27 protein-coding genes are annotated in these 25,239 nt (G+C 63.7%); 9 read left to right on the top strand and 18 right to left on the bottom strand.

Annotation, left to right across the window (positions count from 1 at the left end; genetic code table 11):
- Positions 1–629 precede the first annotated feature (629 nt).
- The 5 genes from JQ586_RS09320 to JQ586_RS09300 form a co-directional block, all read right to left on the bottom strand.
- Complete coding sequence (locus JQ586_RS09320) at positions 630–1,130, bottom strand: Rab family GTPase (protein ID WP_212394230.1); 501 nt, start codon at positions 1,128–1,130, stop codon at positions 630–632.
- Complete coding sequence (locus JQ586_RS09315) at positions 1,130–2,881, bottom strand: OmpA family protein (RefSeq protein WP_212394229.1); 1,752 nt, start codon at positions 2,879–2,881, stop codon at positions 1,130–1,132. The genes JQ586_RS09320 and JQ586_RS09315 overlap by 1 nt, the downstream gene beginning before the upstream one ends.
- Before the next feature lies 1 nt (position 2,882).
- Positions 2,883–3,245: a hypothetical protein gene (locus tag JQ586_RS09310; RefSeq protein WP_212394228.1), complete on the bottom strand. Its 363-nt coding sequence runs from the start codon at positions 3,243–3,245 to the stop codon at positions 2,883–2,885.
- A 155-nt stretch (positions 3,246–3,400) separates the two neighbouring features.
- Complete coding sequence (locus tag JQ586_RS09305) at positions 3,401–4,057, bottom strand: response regulator transcription factor (RefSeq protein ID WP_212394227.1); 657 nt, start codon at positions 4,055–4,057, stop codon at positions 3,401–3,403.
- Between the two features lie 48 nt (positions 4,058–4,105).
- Entirely contained in the window at positions 4,106–5,173 is a 1,068-nt protein-coding gene (locus JQ586_RS09300) for a sensor histidine kinase (protein WP_212394226.1), read from the bottom strand.
- A 359-nt stretch (positions 5,174–5,532) separates the two neighbouring features.
- Here JQ586_RS09300 and JQ586_RS09295 point away from each other — a divergent pair, with 359 nt between their 5' ends.
- On the top strand, positions 5,533–5,865 hold the full coding sequence (locus JQ586_RS09295) for a hypothetical protein (RefSeq protein WP_212394225.1): 333 nt from the start codon (positions 5,533–5,535) through the stop codon (positions 5,863–5,865).
- Here the strand turns inward: JQ586_RS09295 and JQ586_RS09290 are convergent.
- Positions 5,862–6,167, bottom strand: coding sequence for a hypothetical protein (locus tag JQ586_RS09290; protein ID WP_212394224.1), 306 nt, complete (start codon positions 6,165–6,167; stop codon positions 5,862–5,864). The two genes, JQ586_RS09295 and JQ586_RS09290, sit on opposite strands and share 4 nt — an antisense overlap.
- A gap of 21 nt (positions 6,168–6,188) precedes the next feature.
- On the bottom strand, positions 6,189–6,500 hold the full coding sequence (locus JQ586_RS09285) for a hypothetical protein (protein WP_212394223.1): 312 nt from the start codon (positions 6,498–6,500) through the stop codon (positions 6,189–6,191).
- Between the two features lie 105 nt (positions 6,501–6,605).
- On the opposite strand from JQ586_RS09285, the gene JQ586_RS09280 reads away from it, so the two are divergent.
- From JQ586_RS09280 to JQ586_RS09260, 5 genes are all read left to right on the top strand, one after another.
- Entirely contained in the window at positions 6,606–6,890 is a 285-nt protein-coding gene (locus JQ586_RS09280) for a hypothetical protein (protein ID WP_212394222.1), read from the top strand.
- A 215-nt stretch (positions 6,891–7,105) separates the two neighbouring features.
- Positions 7,106–7,558, top strand: coding sequence for a MarR family winged helix-turn-helix transcriptional regulator (locus JQ586_RS09275; RefSeq protein WP_212394221.1), 453 nt, complete (start codon positions 7,106–7,108; stop codon positions 7,556–7,558).
- 54 nt (positions 7,559–7,612) lie between these two features.
- Entirely contained in the window at positions 7,613–8,170 is a 558-nt protein-coding gene (locus tag JQ586_RS09270) for an isochorismatase family protein (RefSeq protein WP_212394220.1), read from the top strand.
- Positions 8,171–8,174: 4 nt separating this feature from the next.
- Positions 8,175–8,504 (top strand): hypothetical protein, encoded by a 330-nt coding sequence (locus tag JQ586_RS09265; RefSeq protein ID WP_212394219.1) that lies wholly within the window; start codon positions 8,175–8,177, stop codon positions 8,502–8,504.
- Positions 8,501–9,739, top strand: coding sequence for an MFS transporter (locus tag JQ586_RS09260; RefSeq protein WP_212394218.1), 1,239 nt, complete (start codon positions 8,501–8,503; stop codon positions 9,737–9,739). The genes JQ586_RS09265 and JQ586_RS09260 overlap by 4 nt, the downstream gene beginning before the upstream one ends.
- Before the next feature lie 5 nt (positions 9,740–9,744).
- On the opposite strand, the gene JQ586_RS09255 is transcribed toward JQ586_RS09260, so the two are convergent.
- The 6 genes from JQ586_RS09255 to glnH form a co-directional block, all read right to left on the bottom strand.
- Entirely contained in the window at positions 9,745–10,122 is a 378-nt protein-coding gene (locus tag JQ586_RS09255) for a hypothetical protein (RefSeq protein WP_212394217.1), read from the bottom strand.
- A 200-nt stretch (positions 10,123–10,322) separates the two neighbouring features.
- On the bottom strand, positions 10,323–11,240 hold the full coding sequence (locus tag JQ586_RS09250) for a MurR/RpiR family transcriptional regulator (protein WP_212394216.1): 918 nt from the start codon (positions 11,238–11,240) through the stop codon (positions 10,323–10,325).
- A 14-nt stretch (positions 11,241–11,254) separates the two neighbouring features.
- A complete protein-coding gene (locus tag JQ586_RS09245; protein ID WP_212394215.1) occupies positions 11,255–12,313 on the bottom strand; it encodes a C45 family peptidase in 1,059 nt (352 codons plus the stop codon).
- Positions 12,303–13,025 carry a glutamine ABC transporter ATP-binding protein GlnQ gene (gene glnQ, locus JQ586_RS09240; protein WP_212394347.1) on the bottom strand — a complete coding sequence of 241 codons (723 nt, stop codon included), beginning with the start codon at positions 13,023–13,025 and terminating at the stop codon, positions 12,303–12,305. Before glnQ ends, JQ586_RS09245 begins: the two co-directional genes overlap by 11 nt.
- Before the next feature lie 2 nt (positions 13,026–13,027).
- Entirely contained in the window at positions 13,028–13,684 is a 657-nt protein-coding gene (gene glnP / locus JQ586_RS09235; protein WP_212394214.1) for a glutamine ABC transporter permease GlnP, read from the bottom strand.
- A 58-nt stretch (positions 13,685–13,742) separates the two neighbouring features.
- The gene (gene glnH / locus JQ586_RS09230; RefSeq protein WP_212394213.1) at positions 13,743–14,495 is read right to left on the bottom strand and encodes a glutamine ABC transporter substrate-binding protein GlnH; all 753 of its coding nucleotides are present in this window, start codon (positions 14,493–14,495) and stop codon (positions 13,743–13,745) included.
- 342 nt (positions 14,496–14,837) lie between these two features.
- Here glnH and JQ586_RS09225 point away from each other — a divergent pair, with 342 nt between their 5' ends.
- The 3 genes from JQ586_RS09225 to JQ586_RS09215 all read left to right on the top strand — a co-directional run bounded on the left by JQ586_RS09225 (position 14,838) and on the right by JQ586_RS09215 (position 19,934).
- Positions 14,838–16,271 (top strand): sigma-54-dependent Fis family transcriptional regulator, encoded by a 1,434-nt coding sequence (locus tag JQ586_RS09225; RefSeq protein ID WP_212394212.1) that lies wholly within the window; start codon positions 14,838–14,840, stop codon positions 16,269–16,271.
- A 206-nt stretch (positions 16,272–16,477) separates the two neighbouring features.
- Positions 16,478–17,887 (top strand): GntP family permease, encoded by a 1,410-nt coding sequence (locus tag JQ586_RS09220; protein ID WP_212394211.1) that lies wholly within the window; start codon positions 16,478–16,480, stop codon positions 17,885–17,887.
- A gap of 16 nt (positions 17,888–17,903) precedes the next feature.
- Positions 17,904–19,934, top strand: a complete 2,031-nt coding sequence (locus tag JQ586_RS09215; RefSeq protein ID WP_212394210.1) for an acyl CoA:acetate/3-ketoacid CoA transferase — start codon at positions 17,904–17,906, stop codon at positions 19,932–19,934.
- A gap of 177 nt (positions 19,935–20,111) precedes the next feature.
- Here JQ586_RS09215 and JQ586_RS09210 read toward each other — a convergent pair whose 3' ends face one another.
- The 5 genes from JQ586_RS09210 to JQ586_RS09190 all read right to left on the bottom strand — a co-directional run bounded on the left by JQ586_RS09210 (position 20,112) and on the right by JQ586_RS09190 (position 25,189).
- The gene (locus JQ586_RS09210; RefSeq protein ID WP_212394209.1) at positions 20,112–21,374 is read right to left on the bottom strand and encodes an acyl-CoA dehydrogenase family protein; all 1,263 of its coding nucleotides are present in this window, start codon (positions 21,372–21,374) and stop codon (positions 20,112–20,114) included.
- Between the two features lie 123 nt (positions 21,375–21,497).
- Positions 21,498–22,454 (bottom strand): helix-turn-helix domain-containing protein, encoded by a 957-nt coding sequence (locus JQ586_RS09205; RefSeq protein WP_212394208.1) that lies wholly within the window; start codon positions 22,452–22,454, stop codon positions 21,498–21,500.
- A gap of 34 nt (positions 22,455–22,488) precedes the next feature.
- A complete protein-coding gene (gene moaA / locus JQ586_RS09200) occupies positions 22,489–23,538 on the bottom strand; it encodes a GTP 3',8-cyclase MoaA (protein WP_212394207.1) in 1,050 nt (349 codons plus the stop codon).
- Entirely contained in the window at positions 23,532–24,887 is a 1,356-nt protein-coding gene (locus JQ586_RS09195; protein ID WP_212394206.1) for an FAD-dependent oxidoreductase, read from the bottom strand. The genes moaA and JQ586_RS09195 overlap by 7 nt, the downstream gene beginning before the upstream one ends.
- On the bottom strand, positions 24,884–25,189 hold the full coding sequence (locus tag JQ586_RS09190; RefSeq protein WP_212394205.1) for a ferredoxin family protein: 306 nt from the start codon (positions 25,187–25,189) through the stop codon (positions 24,884–24,886). The genes JQ586_RS09195 and JQ586_RS09190 overlap by 4 nt, the downstream gene beginning before the upstream one ends.
- Between the last annotated feature and the right edge of the window lie 50 nt (positions 25,190–25,239).

The raw sequence follows: 25,239 nt of genomic DNA, 5'->3' as shown, positions 1-25,239 counted from the left end.
CGCGCGCGGGCAATTCGAGGCGCCGGAAACCTCGATCACGCGCCGAAGCGCGTGCTGCCCTCCTCGTCCTTGGTCCGTCCGCCGTCGGCGGCTGGAGGCCGGGACTGTTGGCCCAACGGTCCAGATCGTCGATGATCCGCTGATGGCTCGGCCCGAGCGGAGTTGAGGCACCACGCTCCTGCGAGAGCGTCCGGGGCAGCTTGACCGGTTCTGCCATGCCGCAGTCTCCAGAGCCGGATCGCACGCAGGATCCCCCATCGATCGTCGCCGCTGCGCAGATGCGACAGCGGCAAATGCTCATATGCGGTGGGTCGGCTCGGCCGGGGCGACCGCCGGCGATGGAGCAAACGATAGGCAGCGCATCATGAGGACGGAAGATGACCTTCGTCGCTATTCGATGGGCGAGCAGCATGCTTGCAATTCCGCGGCATGGCGCGGCGACGATTCGAAGGCTCGCTGTGCAATCAATGCATTCGTCGCGCGCCCCACGCGTGATGAAGTCAGCCGCTCCGACCCGATTCGCCAGTCCCACGACGTCGGGGCGGCTGACACCAATAGATGAAGCGATCGAGCCATCTCCATCCGTCATTGCGACCCGTCGGGTCACAATGACAAGGAGAGATTCCGCCCTAGGATTGCCGGCGGCGAATGGTCCGGGCGAGCTCGGCAAAGCTCTCGGCGATGCCGGCGCCGGTCTTCGCGCTCACCGGTCTCACGCTCGACTTCGCAAGCTCGTCGATGCGGCCGGCGCTTCCGGCGGCTTCCGGAAGATCGATCTTGTTCAGCAACGCCTTGTAGGGCCTGCCGGGGAATCTGGTCTCGAACCCGCGGACCAGTTCGACCATGCGCGTCACCGTCTGCGGCCGCGTGACGTCAGCCACGATGATCGCGGCCGACGCACCGGTGACGTAGACCGTGTCGAAGATCTGCGTGCCGAAATCGCCGTCGGTGTCCCACAACACGAGCCGGATCGACTCGCTGCCGTCGGCGGGCGCCACGTCATGGCTCAGGATCTCGACGCCCAGCGTCGACTTGTACTGGCCCTCGAACCGGTTGTAGACGAGCCGGTACAGGATCGACGTCTTGCCGACCCCCATGTCGCCGAGCAGCATGACCTTTGCGGTGAGCATCAGCGAGCCACTTCGGATCGATAGACGGTTTCGAACGACACGCGACGATTGCCGCCGGCCGCCGTGTCGATGCGGTCGGTGATCGGTATGGTCGCCGCGCGCGACACCAGGATCAGCCGCGACGGATCGATGCCGAGCGCCGTCAACCGCCGCGACACCCGCTCGGCGCGCTTGCGCCCGAGCGTCCTGTTGGTGCCCTCGGTCCCGCTCTGGTCCGCGTAGCCAACGATGCGGACACGGAAGTCATTGTTGTCAAGCAATCCGGCGAGCTCGCGGATCTGCTGATCGGCCTGATCGCCGTCGAGGAAGTCGTCCGAATTGTTGGTGAAGAAGATCGCGGTCGAGACGATGAAACGGTCGAGCCGCGCGGCCGGACCATCGGCGACTGATTGCAGCCTGTCGTATTGCTCGCCGAGCTTTGTGGTCTGCTCGCCGAGCTTGCCGACCTCTTCGTTCAGTTTTGCATATTGCTGGTCGGTCGACGCCGATTGTTCCGATATCGCAGCGCGCATCCGGTCGATGCTCGCTTGTAGACGAGCCAGGGTGTCTTGCAGGCTCCTGATTCCGGCTTTCGACGCCGCCACCTCATCCGGCGCGGCCACACGGCCGATCCGGTCGACCACACGGTAGGGCGCCGCGGCCACGCCGAGCGCGTCGAGCAATGGAGCGGTCTCGACCTGGCCCGGCTCAACGCCCGAGACGGAGACGTTCCGGTTGCGGTGGTCGAAATCCAGCCGGATCGGAAACGAGGTGAGCAGCGGTTGCCTGGCGCCGAACTGTTCGAGCGCGGCATGGGTGCGCTGCTCCAGCAGACCGCGCATCACCGACACCACGGCAAACCAGACCAGCGTGGCGGTCGCGACGGCAAGCAGGCTGAACAGGATGACCTTGCCGCGCCGGGCGCCGGTCTTGCGCGGCGCGTCATCGGTTTCGATCGACCTCGAGAGCGTCGCCAGCATCGCGCGATCGCAGGTCGCGCCGCGATCGATGCGCTCGATCGAATCGAAGAATAGCGCGTTGATCCGCCCATTGTCGGCCGGGCGCAGCGGGCCGAGACACTCGGCCGCGAGGATGAAACGCGGCGAGGCGCGCAACGCGATCTCGCGCCCGCCGAAATCGAGCCGTTGCAGATTGCCTTCGCCCGCCAGTGCCTGGACCGAGAATTCGAGGATCGCCGCCACCATCGCACTGAGCAGGTCGGCGCGCTCGTCGCGGGTCTCGTCGCGCCTCCAGTCCGCGACGAGGCGGCCATTGCCGCGTTCGATCAGCAGCAGGCGCTTCAGGCGCGGCGGATTGTCCGCGAGCACGAACTCGCTGATCGGACGTCCCGTGAGGAGCGACTTGATACGCCCCATCCACAGCTCGGCCGATGTCAGCGCATTGATCCGCTGCTCGACGAACCCGATCGTCTCTCGGAAGGAATTCGCCACCGCGGCGCTGACCAGCCGGCCGACAATCGGATAGAGCGCCTCGACCATCATCTCGCGCGAGTTCCGGATCTCGCTGCGGATCGCGGAGACCACGGTCGGTGCAATGGCGTTGGCAAGTTCGCGCGGGCGATTGACTTCGGCACGCTCCAGCGCTGCGACCAGGATGTCGGCCGTAGCTGCCTCCAGCCGTTCGGCGGAACCGACATAGTGCTGAAGCGAGGCAAGGTCGGATTCCAGCGCCTCCAGCCTGTTGGCCTCAGGCTGAAACAGCAGTGTCTTGAGCTGCTCGATTTCGCGGTTCTGGCCGGCCGCAGCTGCCATGCTATTCGCCCGTGCGGCCGGATCCCAGTCCGCTGATGACCACGCCGAGCTGCGTGATGACTCCGCCGATGTCCTTCAGCGAAGCGAGGCGCTTCTGCTCGGTGTCGTGCTCCAGCTCCACGACCTTGGCCTGAAGCGCTGCCAGCTCGCCGGCGAAGTCGCTCTGGAGCTGCTTCAGCGACGCCTGCATCTCCGCGCGCAGGCCCGCCAGATTGCTTTCGATCGATCGCTGCGCTCCACCGAACAGCAGGTCACGGACCTGATCGATCGCGGCTGCGCCATGCGCCGCGTCAACGCCGTTTCCTGCGCTTGCGGAATTTGCCAGTCCATCGGTGCCGTTGGTCTGGCGCTCGGTACCCTTCATGTCGTTCCCTACTCGTATCCGAAGCTACGCAACCCATTGCGAGCAAAACTACAAACGCGCAACCACCTATAGCCAATTTCGGCGGCGCGGCCCAGCGAAAGGCTATCGGTGGCACGAAGACGAGCCCGGCATTGTGCAAGGCGCACAAGTTTGTTTCAGTAAGTTATTGCCTTTATTGCCAGTTCCGTACGGTTCTTGACCTGGCACTTTTCCAGGATTGCGCTGACGTAATTCTTCACCGTACCTTCCGCCAAATGCAGTTGCTCACCGATCTCGGTGTTGCTCTTGCCCTCGACGATCAGCGTGAGAATTTCATTCTCCCGCGCCGTCAGGCCGTCGCGAACCGGCAGCTTCGCTGACACGCGCGGGCCGCGCAGCCGCTTGAACTCGTCGAGGATGCGTGCGGCCACGCCGGGCGACAGGCCCGACTGGCCGTTCATGACCGCGCGAATCGTCGCCGCGATCACGTCGATCCTGGTGTCCTTCAACAGATACGCCTTGGCGCCGGCGCTCACCGCCTCGAAGATCAGGTCATTGGTCTCGAACGTCGTCAGCACGATGATATTGGTCTGCGGCAACTCGCGGAGGATCCGCCGCGTGGCCGCAATGCCGTCGACGCGCGGCATTTGCAGGTCCATCAGGATGATGTCGGGCCGATACCGCCGCGCAAACTCGATCGCCTGCTCGCCATCGGCGGCGCCCGGAACGATCTCGAAATCGTGGTTCTGTTGTGCGAGCAGCGTCGCGATCCCGTCCCGGATCAGTGCCTGATCCTCGGCGATCAGCACCCGCACCTTCTCGTCTCTGCTCACGGATTTTTCCATCGTCCTCTCGCCTGCCGTCCGCCGACGACCGGCAATTCAATCGGCCAGCACGCCTGGCGTGGCCGGCGGCACTGCCACGGGCAGCGAAATCCGGACCAGCGTGCCCTGTCCCGGCGCGCTCTCAACCGAGCAGTTGCCGCCGACGAGTTCAGCAAATTCAGCCATTCCAATCAATCCGAAATGTCCGGGCCTGGAAACCGACGGATCAAACCCGCTACCGTCATCGCGAAGCTCGACCACGAGCTTGCGGCCGACTGGCGCCGCTTCCTCGAGCGCACGGAACGAGACCCGGCGCGCGCCCGCGTGCGCCTGGACGTTGCGCAGCCCCTCGCTGACGATGCGCTGGACGGTCAGGGCACAATCGCGCAGTCCGTTGCGCGCCCGCTCCTCGATCTCGATAGAGACCTTGACGCCGCTGCGTTCGGCGAAGTCGTTCAGCAATCCCTCGACATCGGGATCGATCTCCAGATCGTCGGGCATGCGCAGCCGGCCGATCGCATCGCGCGCCCGCGAAAGGCCGCTGACTGCTGCGTCCTCCGCGGTTGCAAGGCTGTCCGCAAGGCGCGTCGGGTCGGTCGACAGATAATGCCGGATCAGCCGGATCTGCGTCAGCAGCGCCACGATCGAATGCACCAGCGTGTCGTGCAGGTCGCGCGCCAGGCGCAAGCGGGCCCGCGCCAGCGAGGCAAAGCGCACCTCCGCACTCGCCGCCTCGAGCTGCTGCTCCATCAGGCTCCGCGCCCGGCGCTCGCTTCTCAGCAGCAGTTCGACCTGGCCTGCCGCGAAATCCGGCATCGCGATCACGAAGTAGTGCGAGCGCTCGCGATTCCAGCGCACCACTGATGTCACCGGCTGCGTCAATCCCGGCGATGCGCCGCGCACGCCGGCAAGCGCGATCTTGTCGCGCCGTCCTTCCGCAAGCGCCTGGAATTCGGCTTCCATCCCGACCAGCAGCACGCATTGGCAGCAATCGACGCCGATCGCGGGAAGCCATTCGACCAGCCGTCCGATCTTCCGCACCATCGTTCTGTCGGCGCCGATGATGGCGAGACCGATGACCTCGGCCTCCGCGGCCGAAAGCAGATCCGCACTCGGGTCGATCATGCGTTGCCCAAACCAACTCCTAAAGTGCGATCGCGCTTTAGATTCTCATTTGAGCATGATCCTATCGAAAACCGCTGCACTCGTTTTCGGATCACGCTCCGGCGAGCGCCCTACTCTGGCGTAGGCCTGCGCCGCCCGCAAACGAATATGACTTTCGTCACGATCGGTCCTGACCTTCGTCAGATGCCGCCGCGGCGCGAGATGCGCTTCTGATGTCATGGACCAGCGAGATCGTGCGGGCCGCGGAGTGCCACGTCGCGTCGCACATGGCGATGCCGGGGACGGCGCCTCGGCGAGGCCGCATCAATGACCGGAGCTTGAGCCGAACAATGGGGGGCGCGCCACGAACATCGTCGCGCATGGAGCCGAGCACTCTGGCTGACGCGGCAAAACCCTTGAAACGCTTCCGCCTGAGCGGCACGCAGCGCCTGGCGCTATATGCCGCTTTCGCCGGCCGCCTGCAGCTCTACCCGCGCGGATATGCTGCGAGCAAGACGGGGCCGTTCCATTCACGGCGCGCCGTGCTCGGCCTGGCGCGCGCCGGCCTGATGAGCATCAGCGCGACTGCGCGCTATGCGGCCGCGACGAAGCGGGCGCGCGAGCTCTATTCAGATGCCGCGGCCGCTGCCGCGAGGGTGAGCACTGCCGCCCTTTCCGACGGACGCGGCGGTGACGGGGTCAGGGCCGATTAGAACGGAAAGGCAAATCCCCGAACCGGATACCGGCTGTAGAAGTCGACGCCCGTGGCCGGCCCCGAGCGGTAGTAACCATTGTAATAGCCGACGCGACCGGGCCGCGAGGTCGGACATGCGAGGTCGTCGTGGCCGGCCAGCAACGGGCGGCGCTCGTGATACCGCGTGTGCCAGCAGTTGCAGTTCTGATCGCAGACCAGCCGGATCTGCTGAACCGGGGGTCGCCATTGGCTCGCCGGCTCCGTGGGGCTGCCGGAGACCACGAGGGTGACGTGGGCGAGGCCGATAATCAGATTTGTCATGATCGCTCCGTGACAGTTGGGTTATCGCGTGACCTGCCAAGACACCGGCCAGCTATCACGCAGGCGATCGCAGTCGATCCGGAACGCCTGGCCACGGCGAAGCGTGACCTGCCACGGCACGTTCTTGAGGAAGGTCGACTCGACCACCTGGCCGTGCGGATCGGTGATCCGCACGGTCGCCTTGAGCAGCCAGGAGCCAATCGGGGCATAGGGAAGTTCCTCGGACCGGACAACTTCGGCCCGGCAGCGCGCCGGCGCCCTCGCCTGCGCCGCACCGCTCGCAACCACCCCGACCAGCCCGAGCAGGGCCGCCGAAACCTTTTCCCACCTCATCGCGCATTCCCCTTCCAGGACGTCATCGGACCGTCGCCGTACAAACTTGTGCAAATGCTTACTTTCTCGCCAAATCATGCTATATTGAGCCCAGATGATTGATGGATGGCACGGGCCATGCGGTTCTTCGGTCTCTTACTAAGGACGCTTTTTCTGCTCGTCGTGGTGGTAACAACGGCCAGAGTGGCCATGCCGCAGAATGAGAGCTTTGCGACTTTATACGATACCCCCTCCGACCTGGTCCGCATCCTCCTCGGCGCCGCCGTCTGCTTCTTCGTTGCCATCCAGATATTCCAATATTCGCGGAATCCCGCCGATATGCGCAAGTGGGTCCCGATCGGTCTGACCATCCTGCCGCTCGCCGTGATTTGCGCCATGGTCATCTGGTAGTTCGCGACCCTCGCTGGTTGCCGCGACGTTATCGCATCATCGCTGCACCGGTTTCTCCATCAACACGTTCACGTCGGTAGATCCGCGTCCGATTGTGGGCGCAGATTCCATTGCGTCGTGGCGCGAATCGACGCCGCTTCGGCAGACGCAGATAGACAGGTAATCTACAAAGTTTATCTTTACAGTTTATCTGTATATCTGCTATCCCTCTCGCCATGAGCAATCCGTCGGAATCCCGGCAGGCGGCGCGCACGTCGGCGCTGGCCGAAGAACTGCGTCTGTTGATCGGCAAGCTTAAGCGCCGACTGCGCGCGCAGGGCAATCATGGCGACCTGCCGCCGTCCCAGGCCTCCGTGCTGCTGCGGCTGGAAAAGGAAGGCCCCGCCACGGTGTCGAGCCTCGCGCGATCCGAAGGGATGCGCCCGCAGTCGATGAGTTCGGCGATCGCAGCGCTCGAGGCCGCGGGCCTTGTTCGCGGCGCGCCCGATCCGGACGACAGGCGGCAAACCATCATGTCGCTCACGGACACCTGCCGCGAATGGGTCCGCGCCGGCCGCGCCGCGCGGCAGGACTGGCTGTCGCGCACCATCACGGCACGCCTGTCGCCGCAGGAGCAAGAGGAACTGGCCGCCGCCGTCAGGCTGCTGAAACGGCTCACCGACGATTGATGCAGGCCGAAAGGCCTCCATCGGGATACGGCGGCCGGAAGAAGGAACACGGTCATGGCCCTCACGACACTGGATCCGATCACCGCGCTGATCATTGTCGACCTGCAGAAGGGCATTGTCGGCTTGCCCGTTGTCCATCCGATCGGCGATGTCGTAAACCGCTCATGTGCCCTCGCGGCTAGCTTCCGGCGGCGCCGCCTGCCGGTCGTGCTGGTCAATGTCGCCGGCGGCGCACCGGGCCGCACCGAGCAGCCGCCGCGCGTCAGGGCCTTTCCTGATGGCTGGACTGATCTGATCCCGGAGCTGGGTCGACAGGCCGACGACCTCGTGGTGACAAAGCGAACTTGGGGCGCCTTTGCGAGCACCGATCTCGAAAGCCGGCTGAAGGCGCGTGGGGTCACGCAGGTCGTGATCTCAGGCGTCGCGACCGGCACAGGTGTCGAATCGACCGCGCGGCAGGCCTATGAGGCCGGCTTCAACGTCACGCTCGCCATCGATGCGATGACCGACGCGCGGCCGGAGGCGCACGACTACAGCCTTGCCAACGTCTTCCCGCGGCTCGGCGAAACCGGTTCGACGCAGTCGATCATCGATCTCCTTGAAGGGACGTAACGCCATGAACTGGCTTGATCTCATCGCCTACTTCTTCGGCGGCGCCTTCCTCACCAACGCGATACCCCATGTCGTCGCCGGCATGATGGGCGAACCGTTCCAGAGCCCGTTTGCAAAGCCGCCGGGCGAGGGCCTGTCGTCCTCGACGGTCAACATCCTGTGGGGTTTCTTCAATCTCTTCGTCGGATATCTCCTGGTCTGCCGCGTCGGCGAATTCGGCCTGCGCACCACAAGCCATGTCGCAGCACTCGGAATTGGCGGCCTCATGCTCGGCGTCCTGCTTGCGCGGCGGTTCGGCCGGTTTCACGGCGGCAACGAACCCGAGCGGTCATGAGACGCACCTTTCGATCGCTGCGGAGTTTCAATTACCGGGTCTGGGCCGCGGGTGCTCTGGTGTCCAACATCGGCACCTGGATGCAGCGCGCCGCCCAGGACTGGCTCGTTCTCACCCAGCTCACCGATCACTCGGCGTCCGCGGTCGGCATCGTGATGGCGCTGCAATTCGGGCCGCAGCTACTTCTGATGCCGTGGTCCGGTCTTGCCGCCGATCGCTTCAACCAGCGCCGGCTCCTGATGGTGACGCAAGCGACCATGGGATCGCTGTCGCTGATCCTGGGACTCCTGACGGTCACTGGACTGGTGCAGCTCTGGCACGTCTACGTGTTCGCCTTCCTGTTCGGCTGTAGCGCCGCGCTCGACGCGCCCGTCCGCCAGACCTTCGTGGCCGAGCTGGTCGGCGATGCAGATTTGTCGAACGCGATCGCGCTGAACTCGACCTCGTTCAATGCCGCGCGCATGATCGGGCCGGCGGTAGCCGGCTTCGTCATCACCTCCGTCGGCACCGGTTGGGCATTCCTGTTCAACGGCGTGTCCTTCATGGCGGTGCTGACGTCGCTGTCCTTCCTGCGCAAATCCGAGCTGCGGCCGAATGCGCGTGCCCGCCGTACCAAGGGTGGCATCACGCAGGGATTTCGTTATGTCTGGTCCCGCTATGACCTCAGGGCCACCTTGGTCATGCTATTCCTGATCGGAACCTTCGGGCTGAACTTCCCGATCTTCATCTCAACCATGGCCGTCGGCGTCTTCCACACCGATGCGCGCGGCTTTGGCCTGCTGTCGTCGATGATGGCGGTCGGGACGATGTCGGGCGCGCTGATGGCCGCGCACCGCGAGCGGCCGCGCTTCGCCGCCCTGATGCTGGGCGCCGCAGTTTTTGGCGTCGGCTGCACGCTGGCCGCGCTGGCGCCGAGCTATTGGCTGTTCGGTGCCGCGCTCATCGTGATCGGCGTCGCCTCCCTAACCGTCCTGAACACCTCGAACGCGCTGATGCAACTGTCGACCGAGCCCGCGATGCGCGGGCGCGTGATGGCGCTCCGGCTGGGCGTTGCGCTCGGCGGCACGCCGATCGGCGCACCGATCGTCGGCTGGGTCGCCGATCATCTCGGCCCGCGCTGGGCACTGGGCGTCGGCGCTGCCGCAGGCTTTGCTGCGGCGATCGTCGCCATCATCGCGCTGTGGCAACGAAACGTCGATGCCGGGCATCGCGGCCTGCCGCGCGCGGCGGAGTGATCACACTACTGCTTCGGACCCATGGTTCCGGTTATCTTGAGCCGCGCCGACCTCACCCAGCCCGAGACGTCATTGCCCGTCCTTGGATTGACATACATCACCGACGACCAGCCATCGTCGGTTTGCGCATAAGCGACGAGCTCATCCTTCGGAATCACGAAGACACCTGCGATCGGGCAACGCAGGTTCGGCGCCGAATAGAATTGCAGCCGTCCGGTGCCCGTCACCACATTGGCGAGCGGAGGTGAGAAGATCGGCACGCTGTCGGTACCGGTCTGCGGCTCCCGGCAGCCTGACGGTGTCTCCGCACGGACGGACGCGCCGAGCAGGCCCAGCGCAGTGGCGCTGCAGATGATGGCGGTGAGCACGGTTCTCTCCGGCATTGTTTTCAACTCCCTTGATCCACCCTGGCGTGATCAATGCCTCACATTGACGGATATGTCGTCGAATGGGGGCAAGAGGTTCGGGGGGATGCGGTGGTGCCTGCACGTGGTCGCATGATAGGGCCGACCGCGAAGCAAATCGCGCTTCATGATGAAAACCCAGGGCAGATGGCGTCGCTGCCGCAGGCAGACTGCCGCGGTCAGCCAACCTCTATGTTCATCTCCGCAATCAACCGCTCGCGACCCGCCAAGGAGCTTAGCGCCTTGTCGCCCAATTCCCGGGCGACAAGGTTGAGCAGCGCTTCACAGAAGACGACGTAGGCGCCCATGCTGTTCGAATAGAAGCTGCTGGCGTGGGGAATGAAAAAAGCATGCTCGGCAGGAGGAACGAGCGGTGATGACCGGGAATCCGTAATCGCGATAACCGTCTGGCCGTTCGAAGCCGCGACCCGGCCCACCTCCGCAACACTGCGAGTGTAGGGCGCGCAGCTGGCGACGATGACGGCGTCGCCCGGGTCGAGTTGTGACAATGCCTCGGCGACGCCAAGGCGCGGCGCGTCCAGAAGCGCGACGTCGGAGCGCACCATTCCCAGGCAGTAGGTGAGAAAGCTCGCCAGCGAATGAAATTGGCGAACGCCATGAACACGAACACGGCGGGCGCTCGCCAGCAGCCTGGCAGCCCCTTGCAGTGAGGCTCCGTCCAACTGTCCGAGAAATCCGTCGACATTCGCTGCCGTTTCCCGCGCGAGCTGCTCGAAGACCTTGACTTCGGCATTGCCGACGGACGGCGCGGCCATAAGCCGACCGGCTTGGCGGCTATAAAAATAGTGCTGATCGTTAGCGATGGCCTTGCGGAAGACCGCCTGGAAATCGCTGAAGCCTTCAAAGCCGAGACGTTTCGCCAGTCTGGTCAGCGTCGACGGATTGATCCCGAACTGGTCGGCAAGCTCCGAGATCGACCGAACCGCCGATTGTTCCGGCGCTTCCACCAGCTTTGCGAAGACATCGTGCGCCTTTGAGCCGAGCGAAAAGCCTGCCTCGTCGCGGCTGATCGAGAGCACGAGTGCCCTGAGATCCTCGATGGTGCGCGGCGGCTTCGCGACCGCTTCCTCTGGCATCGCCCTGATCCTGTTCACGCCGCGAAGGGAACCAGCCCATCCCGCATATCGAAGCGAGCTGCCGCGTGCGGTCTATCGTAGACAGACCACTCGACCTTGTCAGCCCCGACCCGGAAGACGGCGCTTGCGAGGGTGTTCTCGACGTCGCCATCGGCCGGGTCGGTGCGATAGATCGGCAACTCCACGTCGGCCGCGTCCCACAATATGCCGAGCGCGCGGCCTTGTGGCTCCGACCGGGGCATTTGGCCGAGCAGCATCTCGCCGCGCCGTTGTCGCACGCCGGACGAGCCTGTGACGATCTGCGACATGCGCCCGGTGTCGGCATGTATCAGGTGATTCGAATGGACACGCGCCGCCTGGATCCGATCGACCGACAAGGCCTGGGCCGTGAACTCGACGCTGAGAAGCCGTTCGTCCCCAGCTTGCGCCAGAGTCAGGTGAAATGCGCCGGCGCGCGGCCCGGATTTGAGCACGGCTAGTGCCCCGTCGAGGTCCGGTGCGTCGAGTATCGCGCGGGCGAGTACCATGCGCGGTGTGCCGGCGCCGCCGGTCAGCGGCCTGATATTGTTGACGGTCTGGACCACGCCCTTGGATGTCGCCGCAAATGTGTGTCCCGGCAGCGAGCCCGGGTACACAAAGGCGGTGAACGGTGTGCCTCCCTCGGACACAATATGGGCAAGGGCGCAGTGGCCGGCAAAGTCGGGGTCGCCATCCTCGTTGTGGCCGATCACATGCGGAGAGCCAGGCAATTGCACGGTCGTGCAGCCATCCGGGGCCATTGCCCAGATATCGCCACGGCAATTCCACAGGAAGACGTCTTCGAAAGGCAGTGCGAGCCCGATGGCGAGGCCCTGCAGCTCAGCCCAGTATCTTGGACACCGCTCGCGGACGATGGTCGCCATCACGCCGATCAAAGGATCGTCACGGCGCGTGGTCAGTTCGCGCCACGCAGCGGAAGTGCGGAAATGGTCCTGCAGGGCTTCGCGGCCGAAGCGCCCAAGGGTAGCTCCGACATCATATGGTGAACCTGCAACATCGATGAAGGAAAGCCGGCGGCCGGCGTCATGCGACATGCTGCAGAAACTCTTTCAAGCGAGGGTTTTGCGGGTTTGCAAGCAGCTCCCGTGGCTCGCCGTCAGCTGCGATCTTGCCTCCTTCCATGAATATCAGCCTGGTGCCGACCTTGCGGGCAAAGGCCATCTCGTGGGTGACCACGATCATGGTCATACCTTCCTCGGCAAGCGCCTGCATGACGCGGAGCACTTCATGCCTGAGTTCCGGATCGAGTGCGGACGTGGGCTCGTCGAACAGCATCAGCTTCGGCTTGACGGCAAGCGCGCGGGCGATCGCGACGCGCTGCTGCTGGCCGCCGGAGAGCTCGCTCGGATAGTGATGAGCGCGCTCGGCAAGGCCGACCTTGGCGAGCATGTCCAGCGCCTGCTTTCGCGCACCCTGCCGCGACTCGCCGCGCACGCGGCGCGGGCCAAAGGCGACGTTTTCGAGCGCCGTCATTTGCGGAAACAGGTTGAACTGCTGGAAGACCATGCCGGCTTCCTGGCGGATCATGCGGACCATGCGGCCGCCGGCCTTGACGCTGATGCCATCGACGACGAGATCACCGCCATTGATCTCCTCCAGCGCGTTGATGCAACGGAGCAGCGTCGACTTGCCGGAACCGGAGGGGCCGATCAGCACGACCTTCTCGCCGGGCGCTATCGACAGGTCGACCTGGTCGAGAATCGTGACTTGGCCGAACCGCTTGGTAACTTTGTTGAACTCAACGATGCTCACAGTATGCGCATCCTCTTCTCGGTCATCCTGAGGACAAGTGTAAGCGCGCCGGTCATGATCAGGTAGAACATCGCCACGGCAGACCAGATTTCGACCGCGCGAAAGTTGGCCGCCATGATTTCCTGGCCTTGCCGTGTGAGTTCGCCGACACCAATGACGATGAAAAGCGACGTATCCTTCAGGCTGACGATGAACTGGTTGCCGAGCGCCGGAATCATGCGCCGGAAAGCGAGCGGGCCGATGATGTAGAGAAGCACCTTCCAGAATGGCAGGCCGAGCGCCAGGCCGGCCTCCCGCAGTCCTCGATGGACGGAGAGAAACGAGCCGCGCACGATCTCGGCGATATAGGCTCCGGCGTTGATGATGATGGCCATGATCGCCGCCGCGAGCGGGTTGATGCGGACATTCGCGAGGATCGGCAACGCGAAATAGATGAACATCACCTGCACGATGATCGGCGTGCCGCGTATGATCTCGACGTAGGCGAAGGCCATGGCGTTGAGGACGGCATTGCCGTAGGCGCGCGCCAGGCCGGCAGCGCAGCCGATCACCAGTCCGCCGGCGAGCCCGGCCAGCGCGATCAGCACGGTGAGGCGGGCCCCCTTCAAGAGCTCAGGCAGGGCTTGCCAGATAACCGACCAGTCAAAATCCATGAGAGCTTTCCTTCAAGGAAAGCGCGCCGGCCATGCCGGCGCGCCGGCAAGACCCGGATCAGCTCTTCGGCGGCTCGGCACCGAACCATTTCTTGTAGATGGTGCCGTAGGTACCGTCGCCCTTCAGCTTGATGAGCGAGGCGTTGACCTTGGCGATGAGCTCGCTGCCCTTCGGGAAAGCGATGCCATATTGCTGGGCCATCATCTGCGGACCGACGGTCTTCACTTTCCCCTGACCGTTGGTCTTGATGTAGTAGAGGACGTTGGGCGTGTCGTGCATTGCGGCGTCCGCGCGTCCGGTTGCGACCTCGAGGTAGGCGTTGTCGCTGTTGGGGAAGAGGCGCAGCTCCGTCCCCTTGAAGTGCGCCTTGGCGTAGTCGGTTGCCGACGTGCCGGTTTTCACGGCAAGCGTCTTGCCGACAAGATCTTCCGGACCGTTGATCGTGCTGTTGACCGGCACCATCAGCAGGAATCCGCTGTCGTAATAGCCGTCCGAAAAGTCGATGACCTTCTTGCGCTCTTCCTTGATGGTAATGCCGGCCAGCCCGACGTCGACCTGCCTAGTCTGGAGCGCCGGGATTATGCCGTTGAAGTCCATCGGCTGCAGCGTGTAGGTCACGCCAATATCCTTGGCGATGGCGGCCCACAGGTCGATGTCGAAGCCGACATACTTGTCGCCCTCCTTGAACTCGAACGGAACGAAGGCTGTGTCGGTTGCGACGATCAGGTCGCCGGCACGAGCAGCTTGGCCGATGACGAGGGTTGCGGCGAGGGCCGCGGCGGCGGTCAGGCTTGCAACTGTGAACTTCATTTCGGCGCTTCCCCTCTTTCTTGGAGTTGCCACGAACCCTAACACCCTCGCAACAGCTTTGCAAATATTAAATGCATATGGTTTGTTAATGCATGTTATATTTGCTTAGCTTGGGGATGCGCTGTCGGGACTTTGGCGCGGCCTGAAATCACAAGTCTCTATACTATTGAAATAACGATGTAATTTTCCGATGAAGGCTACGGATAAGCCCCCGCGCCGACCTCGAAGTTTTATCCGGCGCCGATGTGAAATCAGGCCGTCTCCTGATAGATTTGGTGCAAATCAGTCAGCTTCGCGGGTCCAGCCCCTCCTGGAGACAAGTGGAGCGTGGGAGGATGACGCATGGGTCATTTCGTCAGCGATCCCGCGACCATCCGCGCACGCGCCATGGAAACGCTGTTCGAACGCCTGGAGGATCTCTGCGAAGGCGCCATCGCGATCGATCGCGACGGCCACGTGGTCTACGTCAACGAAAAATATCTTCACTCGCTTCGCCTTGGTCACATCTCCGATGCGATCGGGCGCCCGATCGAGGAGATCATTCCCAACAGCCTGATGCGCCGCGTCGCCGAGACCGGCGAGCCGATCCTGCTCGACATCATGGAGCTCGGCGGCGAACAGCTCGTGGTCACGCGCATGCCGATCGAGGACGAGAACAGGAACGTCATCGGAGCGATCGGCTTCGTGCTGTCGGACCGCGTCGACAGTCTGAAGCCGCTGATCGCGCGGATGGGCCAGCTCGAGAGCGACCTCAGGCTCGCGAAGCGGCAATTGTCGCAGCCACGGAGCGCGCGGTTCACCTTCGACGATTATGTCGGAAACACCGAGCGCATCGCGCGAGCCAAGGAACTCGCCGGCCGCGCGGCCCGACAAAGCGTGACGGTGCTGCTGGCCGGGGAAACGGGAACCGGCAAGGAGTTGCTGGCGCAGGCGATCCACAACGCTTCCGGGCGCGCCGACAGGCCCTTCGTCAGCGTCAACGTCGCCGCCATCCCGGATACGCTGGTCGAGTCCGAGTTCTTCGGGACGGTGCCGGGCGCCTATACCGGCGCCGACCGCAAAGGCCGCGACGGCAAGTTCAGGAGCGCCGATGGCGGCACGCTGTTCCTCGATGAAATCGGTGAAATGCCCCTGCAGTTGCAGAGCAAGTTGCTGCGCGTGTTGCAGGAGCGGGAATTCGAGCCGGTTGGGTCCGACAAGGTCACGAAAGTCGACGTTCGCGTCATTGCCGCAACCAATGTCGACCTGCAGAAGCGGGTCAGCGAGGGCACATTCCGGGCCGATCTTTTCTACCGGCTCAACGTGCTCACGATCGCGCTGCCGCCGTTGCGCGATTGCGCCGGCGATCTCCCAGACATCTGCGCGAGGCTGCTGGATGACATCGTCCGCTCCGGCGACTACCCCAGCGCGAAGATCACGCCGTCGGGTCTTGCCGCGCTCGCCTGCTACGATTGGCCCGGAAACGTCCGGGAGCTGCGCAACGTGCTGGAGCGGGCGCTGATCCTCAGCGACTCGGGCCGTCTCGCCGGCGACGATTTCGCCCGCATCCTGCCTGGCGCCGAGGGGAAGGTTGCCGGACCTCCGGTGGTGACGGGTGCCGTCGTCCCCTATGCCCAGGCCGAGGCCGCTTTCGAGAAACGCACTCTCGAAGGCGCGCTCGAGGCCGCCAACGGGCAGATCTCGGAAGCCGCGCGAATGCTGCGCATCTCGCGGGCGACCTTCTACAAGAAGCTCGCCAAGTTCGGGCTGGCCGTGTCGGATTCCTCGCCTGTCTGACGATCGAGACTGAAACTGTCTCGAATCTCGGAAAGTTGACACGGCGCTCGCAGCCGTCACCTCCCGCTTGCCGGCCGAACTGCCTGCATTTCAAGCATTTTGCGTTATCGCAAGGCAACTGGCGCGGAGCTTGCTCTGCTCGCCGGACGACGCATCCCGAATGCGCAAGATGCATCCGAAAACAACAACTGCCGGGAGAGAAACAGATGAGCTTTCTGGTCGCGCTGGCCGCGCTCGTTTTCCTGATGTTCGTTGCCTATCGCGGCTTCAGCGTCATCCTGTTTGCGCCGGTTGCAGCGCTCGGGGCGGTGCTGTTGACCGATCCCGGCGCGGTGCCGGCCGCCTTCACCGGCCTGTTCATGGACAAGATGGTCGGCTTCGCGAAGCTGTATTTTCCGGTGTTCCTGCTCGGCGCGGTATTCGGCAAGGTGATCGAGCTCTCCGGCTTCTCCAAATCGATCGTGGCAGCGGTGATCGGCCTCGTCGGCAGCCAGCGCGCGATGCTGGCGATCGTGCTGGTCTGCGCGGTGCTCACCTATGGCGGCGTCTCGCTGTTCGTCGTGGTGTTCGCCGCCTATCCCTTCGCGGCCGAAATGTTCCGGGCCGGCAACATCCCGAAGCGGCTGATTCCCGGCACGATCGCGCTCGGCGCCTTCTCCTTCACCATGGACTCGCTACCCTTCAGTCCGCAGATCCAGAACATCATTCCCACCACCTATTTCAAGACCACCAACGGCGCGGCGCCGATCCTCGGCACGACGGGAGCGATCTTCATCTTCGTGCTCGGCATGCTCTATCTCGAATGGCGCCGACGTCAGGCGGCGGTTGCGGGCGAGGGCTATGGCGAGGGTCACAGCAACGAGCCGCCGCCGGTTGACACCAAGGAACTGGCCCCCGCCTTCGTCGCCTTTCTGCCGCTGATCGTGGTGTTCCTGGTCAACCTGCTGCTCGGCGGTTTTCCCGGCGTGTTCGGCGGCCTGATCGAGCGTGCCTACGGCACGAGCTACGACCTGACGCTTGCGCTCGACCATTCGATTGCCACGCCGATCGCCGGCATCAAGGCGATCTGGGCGGTAGAGGGCGCACTGATCGCGGGCATTCTCACGGTGTTCGTGTTCGCGTTTCCAAAGCTGAAGAGGACCTTTGCCGAGGGCAGCAAGGCGGCGGTCGCCGGCGCGCTGTTGGCGGCGATGAACACCGCATCCGAATATGGCTTCGGCGGCGTGATCGCGGCGCTCCCGGGCTTCATCGTCATCAAGGATGCGCTGAAGGCCATCCCGAATCCGCTCGTCAACGAAGCCATCACCGTCACCTCGCTCGCCGGCATCACCGGCTCGGCTTCGGGCGGCATGTCGATTGCGCTCGCCGCCATGGCGAAGGATTTCATCGCCATGGCCGAGGCGGCACATATCCCTCCCGAGGTGCTGCACCGCGTCGCATCGATGGCGAGCGGCGGCATGGACACATTGCCGCACAACGGTGCCGTCATCACCCTGCTCGCGGTGACCGGGCTGACGCACAAGCAGTCCTACAAGGACATCTTTGCCGTGACCTGCCTGAAGACGCTGGCGGTGTTCTTCGTGATCGCGGTCTACTACGCCACCGGGCTGGTTTGAAAACGGGAGGAATGCCATGAGTCAGCATCCGGCCCTGTCCTATCTGCGCACGGTCGAGAAGGGCAAGATCGTCACAGCCGCTGAGGCGGTGCGCCTGATCCACGACGGCGACACGGTGGCAACCGGCGGCTTTGTCGGCATCGGTTTCGCCGAGGAGATCGCGCTCGCGCTGGAGGAACTCTACCTCGCCAACGAAACGGATGCCCCCTACGCACAGGGCAAGCCGCGCAACCTCACGCTGGTCTATGCGGCCGGACAGGGAGACGGCAAGCACCGCGGCCTCAACCATTTCGCGCATGAGGGCTTGGTCAGGCGCGTGATCGGCGGCCATTGGGGGCTTGCGCCGAAATTGCAGCAGCTGGCGATCGCAAACCAGATCGAGGCCTATAACCTGCCGCAGGGCGTCATCACCCATCTGTTCCGCGACATCGCCGCGCGCCGTCCGGGCCACATCTCGCGCGTCGGCATCGGCACCTTCGTCGATCCACGCCAGGGCGGCGGCAAGCTGAATGCCCGGACTGTCGAGGACCTGGTCGAGCTGGTCACGCTCGGCGGCGAGGAATGCCTGTTCTACAAGACCTTCCCGATCGACGTCGGGATCATTCGTGCCACCACCGGCGACGCAGACGGCAACCTCACCATGGAAAAGGAAGCGTTGACGCTCGAGGCGCTGGCGATCGCCATGGCGGCGCATAATTCCGGCGGCATGGTCATCGCCCAGGTCGAGCGCGTCGCGGAAAGCGGCAGCCTAAATCCGCGCCTGGTGAAAATCCCCGGCGTCCTGGTCGACTGCGTCGTGGTGGCGAAGCCGGAAAACCACTGGCAGACCTTCGGCACCCATTACAATCCGGCCTATAGCGGCGAGATCAGGGTGCGCGCCGGCTCGCTGCCGCCGATGCCGATGAGCGAGCGCAAGATCATCGCGCGCCGGGCAGCGTTCGAGCTCAAGGCCAACAGCGTCGTCAATCTCGGCATCGGCATGCCCGAAGGCATCGCCTCCGTCGCCAACGAGGAGCGGGTGATCGACCTGATCACCTTGACGGCCGAGCCGGGCGTGATCGGCGGCGTGCCGGCCAGCGGGATCGATTTCGGAGCCGCCGTCAACACGCAGGCGGTGATCGACCAGCCCTATCAGTTCGATTTCTATGACGGCGGCGGCCTCGACGCGGCATTTCTGGGTCTCGCCCAGGTCGACCGCACCGGCAATCTTAACGTCAGCAAGTTCGGTCCCAAGCTCGCCGGCGCCGGCGGCTTCATCAACATCAGCCAGAACGCCAAGAAGGTGGTCTTCGTCGGCACGTTTGGCGCGGGACGCCAGCGCATCGGCGTCGCCGACGGCAGACTGGTCATCGCCGAGGAAGCGAAAGCCCGCAAATTCGTCGAGACCGTAGAGCATGTGACCTTCAGCGGCGCCTTCGCCGCCGAACGCGGGCAGATCGTGCACTACGTCACCGAGCGCTGCGTGCTTGCGCTGACGGACGCCGGCCTAGAGCTGATCGAGGTCGCGCCCGGCATCGATATCGAACGCGACATCCTCGCCTTGATGGATTTCAAGCCGCTGATCCCGCGCGATCCGCCTCCCATGGACGCGCGGATTTTCGCCGACGGACCGATGGACCTGCGCAGCGACCTGTTGCGCATTCCGCTCGACCGTCGCTTCACGCTGGACGAGCAGCAGAACCTGTTCTTCGTCAACTTCGAGCGCTTCGCGTTGCGCAACAGGAACGACATCGATGCGATCGCGCGCGCCGTCGAAGCAAGGCTCGGCCGCCTCGATCGTCGCGTCTATGCGATCGTCAACTACGACAATTTCTCGATTCTTCCCGAGTTGCTCGACGAATATTCGGCAATGGTGCAAGGCTTGACCGACCGCTTCTATTCCGGCGTGTCGCGCTACACCACGTCGGGCTTCCTCCGCATCAAGCTCGGCGAAGCGCTCGAAAGGCGCGGCGTCGCCGCGCATATCTTTGAAAGCGCAGACGAGGCGCGGTCGGACTGGCGCAACGTCGAGGCCGGCACGGCCCCGGTTCGAGGGGGAACGGCATAGACCATGCGTCGGCCTTCGCGCGGGGCAGACCGGTCGCATCGCTGCTGTCTGCGGAACGCGCGATTTCGCGGAGGCGTATGCTGCAGAGTGTGATGGTCAGCCGCGATGCTATGTCCGGTGGCCGTCGGACGCCATCTCCACGTTGCCGCTCGCTTGATAGGCCACGCAGGGCGGCCGCTATTCGACCTCGCCTCCAAACACGCCATACGGCGCAGTCAGGGAACTGTAGGATGGGCTCTTGATGATGTTGTGCAAATTCCTGCGGCGAGCTCCCATGTTGCCGCCGTCATAGAGCGGGAAGCACATTGCATCGTTCATGAGCTCTGCGAGCGGATGCATGTCGGTGTAGCTGTCGACCCCGACCAGCCGCATGGCGTCGTAGACGACATCGACGCAGGTTTCCGAACAGAATATCTTCGTCATCACGGCGAGTTCGTGTTCCCTGCCCTTTGAAAGGTCGTACTGCTGACAGGCCTTCCAGGTCATATATCGGCATGCCTCGATCTTCATCTTCATGTCGGCGAGCATGTAGCCCACCGTCGAATATTCGATGATGGGATGGGGTCCGGAGCGCGCGTCGTTTCTGGCGAAATCCACCGCATGATCGAATGCGGCGCGCATCACCCCGACACACGCAGCGCCGATCAGCGCGGCGGTCCAGGCAAAGTTCGTCGACACGATTTCGATCCCGTCGCCCGGCTTGCCGATGATGTTGCCGGCGGGAACGCGGACATTCTCGAATTTCATCCGCGGTGAGATCGTCGCACGATGTCCGGCGGTATCCAGAATCCCGGTCACCTTCAGGCCGGGCGCGTTGCCCGGCACCATGATCACCGCGAGGGATTCCTGCGCATTCCTGTTCGGGTCGGTCCGGCAGACCACCGCATAGAGATGGCAATTCTTGCCGTCCCAGCCGGTGCCGTTCGTGGTGTAGTGCTTTTCGCCGTTGATCACCCACTCATCGCCTTCGCGGCGTGCAAACGTCTTCACGCCGAAGCGCGGATCGGGCGCATCGAAGTTGGCGCCACCGGTCACCTCGGTGAAGGCCAGTGCGCCCAGCAGCGATCCGTTCTCGATGAAATCGGGAAGCAGACGCTGCTTTTGCTCGTCGGTCCCGAACATAATAACCGGCTTGACGCAGAGACCGGTGCCGAGCATCGCGCTGGGGACATTGACATCGACGACGCACAATTCCTCGGCCGCGATTGCGAAATCGAGCGTCGAGACGTCCGTTCCGCCCACTTCCTTCGGAAACAGTCCCTTGACGAAACCGGCGTCGACACCCTGTTTGTGGAAGGGCCGTATGGCATAGAAGCGCTCATCCGGTTTGGCGTAGTTGCGGATCGTCGCCCGAACGTCCTTGAGGACTCCGTTTGCGAACGCGCGCGCACCGTCGCGAAGCGCAACTTGACCTTCGCTGAGCCTGAAATCGATTGCCATGACGGCCTCTCCCCGCAGAATGACGACAACCTCACTGTAAGGTCGCGCGGCACCCCGCTCTTGGCGAGGAGTGACAGAATAGTTGGCCTGGAACGTACTGTTCGGCGGGTGAGACGCCGAACGCTACGCCGGTCGTTGCCGAGCCCGGTACTCCCGGGGAGCAAGGCCAAAGCGCTGACGGAAGCTCCGGTTGAAATGGGAAATGTCACCAAAGCCCCAGCGGAAGGCGACATCGGAGATCCGCATGTGGGCTGATGCATCAAGGTCTCTCGCGCACCGGAGCAGCCTGCGCTCAAGCACGGCTTGTCCAAACGTTTTGTCCATTTCCTCAAAGACCCGATGCACGTACCGAATGGAAATTCCGAAATGCGCGGCAACGTTCGATGCCGACAGAAGCGGGTCAGCAAGGTTCGTTTCGATGAACGTCAAAATGGCGGCGTGCAGTCCTCGACGCGACGAGCCGCGCTGCCCCATTTTCGTCTCTTCCGTGGCGCCGAGCGACAGCGCCGCCAGATTGACCAGATCGCCGGCAAGCGGCTCCATTGCCTCCGGCGGCAGGTCGCCCAGTCGCGTGGCAATGGACCTCAGGAAGGCGATCGTTATCTCACCCAACGCATGATGACCGGAGACGCATACACCTGTCGAACAGTCGGGCGCCTGCAGCAACGGCCGCAATATGTGCCGCGGAATTCGGAATGAAAAGACGTGCCAGTCGTCCAGGAAATCCAGATGGTATGGCCGGGTTGAATCGACGATGGCGAATTGATTCGGGCCGACAATGGTTTCCCGGCCTTCCGTGTCGTAGCGACATCGGCCGGCCAATTGCAGATTGAGAAAATAAACCTCTCGCGGTGATTTCCTTATTTCCGCATCGCCCCTGATGACATGGTGTGCTCTTGATTGAACCGTCGTCACGTTGATCGACGAAAGCGGGTGAGCCGTGACACGGCTGGGAAAGCGGTCGAAGTTACTCTCTCGCGGCCTTTCAGGTCTCAGCGTGACGAACGCCTCGCAGAGGACCTCGCGCCAATAGGCGAACTGTTCACGGTCGGGCAGATCTTCGGTGTTCCAGATCTTCATCAGATCCACCTCCCGTAGACCAAGTCGGCCGACGCTATCCTCCGGTCGCCGACATGTGGCGCGAAAGCGCCGGCAGGGCGCCGCTTCGGTCGATCACGAAATCATGTCCCCGCGGCTTGCCACGGATCGCACGATCGATCGTATGCATCAGGTCTGCATCGTCCTGCGATCGACGCATCACGGCCCTGAGGTCGACCGCATCCTCTTGCCCTAGACAGGTGTGGAGAATCCCTGACGCCGTGATCCGGACCCGATTGCAATCCTCGCAGAAATTATGCGTGAGCGGCGTAATGAAGCCGATCACGCCCCCAGTCTCGGCGACGCGCACATAACGGGCCGGACCTCCCGTCCGAAGTGGAAGATCGCTCAGCGACCACCGGCTTTCGATGAGTTCGCGTAGCCGATCCAGTGGAAAATACTGATCGACACGATCCACGCCGACATCGCCGAGCGGCATGGTCTCGATGAATGTCAACGTCATCTCCCGATCGTGGGCGAAATGAATCAAGCCGTCGATCTCCGCGTCGGTGCTGCCGCGCAAAGCCACGGCATTGATCTTCACCGCAAGCCCGGCCGAGCGGGCGGCATCGATCCCCTCGAGCACATTCGCAAGCGCGCCGCCGCGGGTCAGCGCCCGATAACGATCGGGATCGAGCGTATCGAGCGAGACATTGACGCGTCTTACGCCGTAGCTTGCCAGCTCGCGTGCGAAGTTCGCAAGGCGAGTGCCGTTGGTCGTGAGCGTCAGTTCGCGCAATCGCCCTGCACCAAGCTCGGTCCCCAGAGCGGCGAACAGCTTCATGACATCCTTGCGCACCAGGGGCTCGCCGCCGGTGATGCGAAGCTTGGTGACACCTCGGCGGATGAATGCGAGCGCAAGCCGATTGAGCTCCTCCAACGACAGCAGATCCCTCCTTGGCATGAACGCCATGTGCTCCGACATGCAGTAGACGCAGCGCAGGTCGCAGCGATCCGTAACCGAGAGGCGCAAATATCTGACGTACCGGCCAAACAGGTCGATCAATCCGCAAGAGCCGCCCTGTAAGCCGAGATACGAGCTGGCCTGGCCTTCATCGCTCAACATGCAACGCCTCCACCGGCTGCCGCAAACATCTCCTCCACGGCGACGAGTTTCTCTCGCGGCTTACCTATCGCGCCGCCGCGCGCAACCTCTTCCGCGTCGATGCGTCCCCAGGCCGGATAATCGACATAACGCCGGATCGATGTTGCTGCGAACAGGTGATCAGGATGACTCGGTGGCGCATCGAAGTGCGGCAGATCGGCCAGGACGTTCGCCACGGTTTCAACGCTACAGGCGCGGTTGGTGCCGATTGTCCCTTGCGGGCCGCGCTTGCCCCAGCCGCACACATACAGGCCGGGTAGCACGCTGCCGCCGCTGGTAAGCCGGCCGCCGATATTTGCGTGAACCCCCCTCGCTTCGTCGTAGGGAATGCCGCTGATCGGCGCTGCGCGGCGACCGATGCTGGAGAATACCAGGCCACAATCGAGAGCAACGTATCCCCGGCCCGCCGACCGTACCTGTTCCTGGGACGGACTGAACAACATTCGCCGGACGCGGCCGTCTCCTTCGATGCCAAACGGAGTGAGTCCGAACAGGAATACGCAGCGCCGCTGCTTCGCCACGGGGCGTGTCGAGAATTCGCGGAGCACCTTAAGAGCAGCTTCCGCCTCGCTATCCGCACCAGGGCTTGCAGCGAGTTCCGGACGGTCGCCGAACTCAACCACCGGATCGCAATCGGCGAGCTCCGCAAACTCCTGGAGCTCCTTTGCGGCAAAGCGCGTCCGACCGGGTCCGCCCCGTCCGACCAGGTAAATCTCGCGAACGCGACTGGCCGCCAATGCTTCCAGTGCATGCGCGGCGATATCGGTGTGACGCAGCTCCTCCGGAGTCTTCGCGAGGATTCTCGCGACGTCCAGCGCGACGTTGCCGTGTCCGATGATGACAGCATGCTCCGCAGCAAGGTCGAACCGGAGATGCCTGAAATCAGGGTGACCATTGTACCAGGCGACAAAATCGCCGGCTTGATGACTGCCCGGAAGTCGTTCGCCGGGCACATCCACCGGCCGGCCGACAGCAGCTCCGGTGGCCAGGATGACCGCATGGTAGCAGGATCGCAGCGCGGCCACCGAGACGTCCCGGTCGATCTCGACAGCGCCGAAGAACCGGAAGCCCGGCAGCTCCGCGATGCGGTCGAAGACACGGGTCACCTGCTTGAGCTTCGGATGGTCCGGTGCAACGCCAAAGCGGACCAAGCCATACGGCACCGGCAAGCGCTCGTACATGTCGACGTCGACGGATTGCCCCGACCGCAGCAAAGCTTCCGCGGCATAGAAGCCGCTCGGTCCTCCACCTACGATCGCGATTCGATAGCGACCTGCCGCGAGCCGGGGCGTGGACGCCGCCGCAATCATCGCAGGATCATCGCTTTGCGCTCGTCGGCACCCGGGAGCGGCGGAAGCTTCCCCATGGCGACGGGCGTCTCGGCAGCCCTGCGACGATTGATTTCAATCCACTCCACCTTGTCCGGCGGCAGCTTGTGCGCGGCCTTGATCGCCCCGACGGGACAGACCGGCACGCAGCCGCCGCAATCGATGCAATTGGTCGGATCGATGTACGTCATCGTATCATCGATGTGGAAACATTCGACGGGACAGACGCTGACGCACTCGGTATAGCGGCAGCCGCTGCAGAGATCCGTCACGACATAGGGCATTGTCTCTCCTCTCGTTGGAGCCAACACACGGCCGTTCGCGAGCCGGGATA

It is taken from the genome of Bradyrhizobium jicamae, assembly GCF_018130215.1.
GTDB lineage: Bacteria > Pseudomonadota > Alphaproteobacteria > Rhizobiales > Xanthobacteraceae > Bradyrhizobium > Bradyrhizobium jicamae_A.
This window is presented reverse-complemented; position numbering and strand designations above follow the sequence as displayed.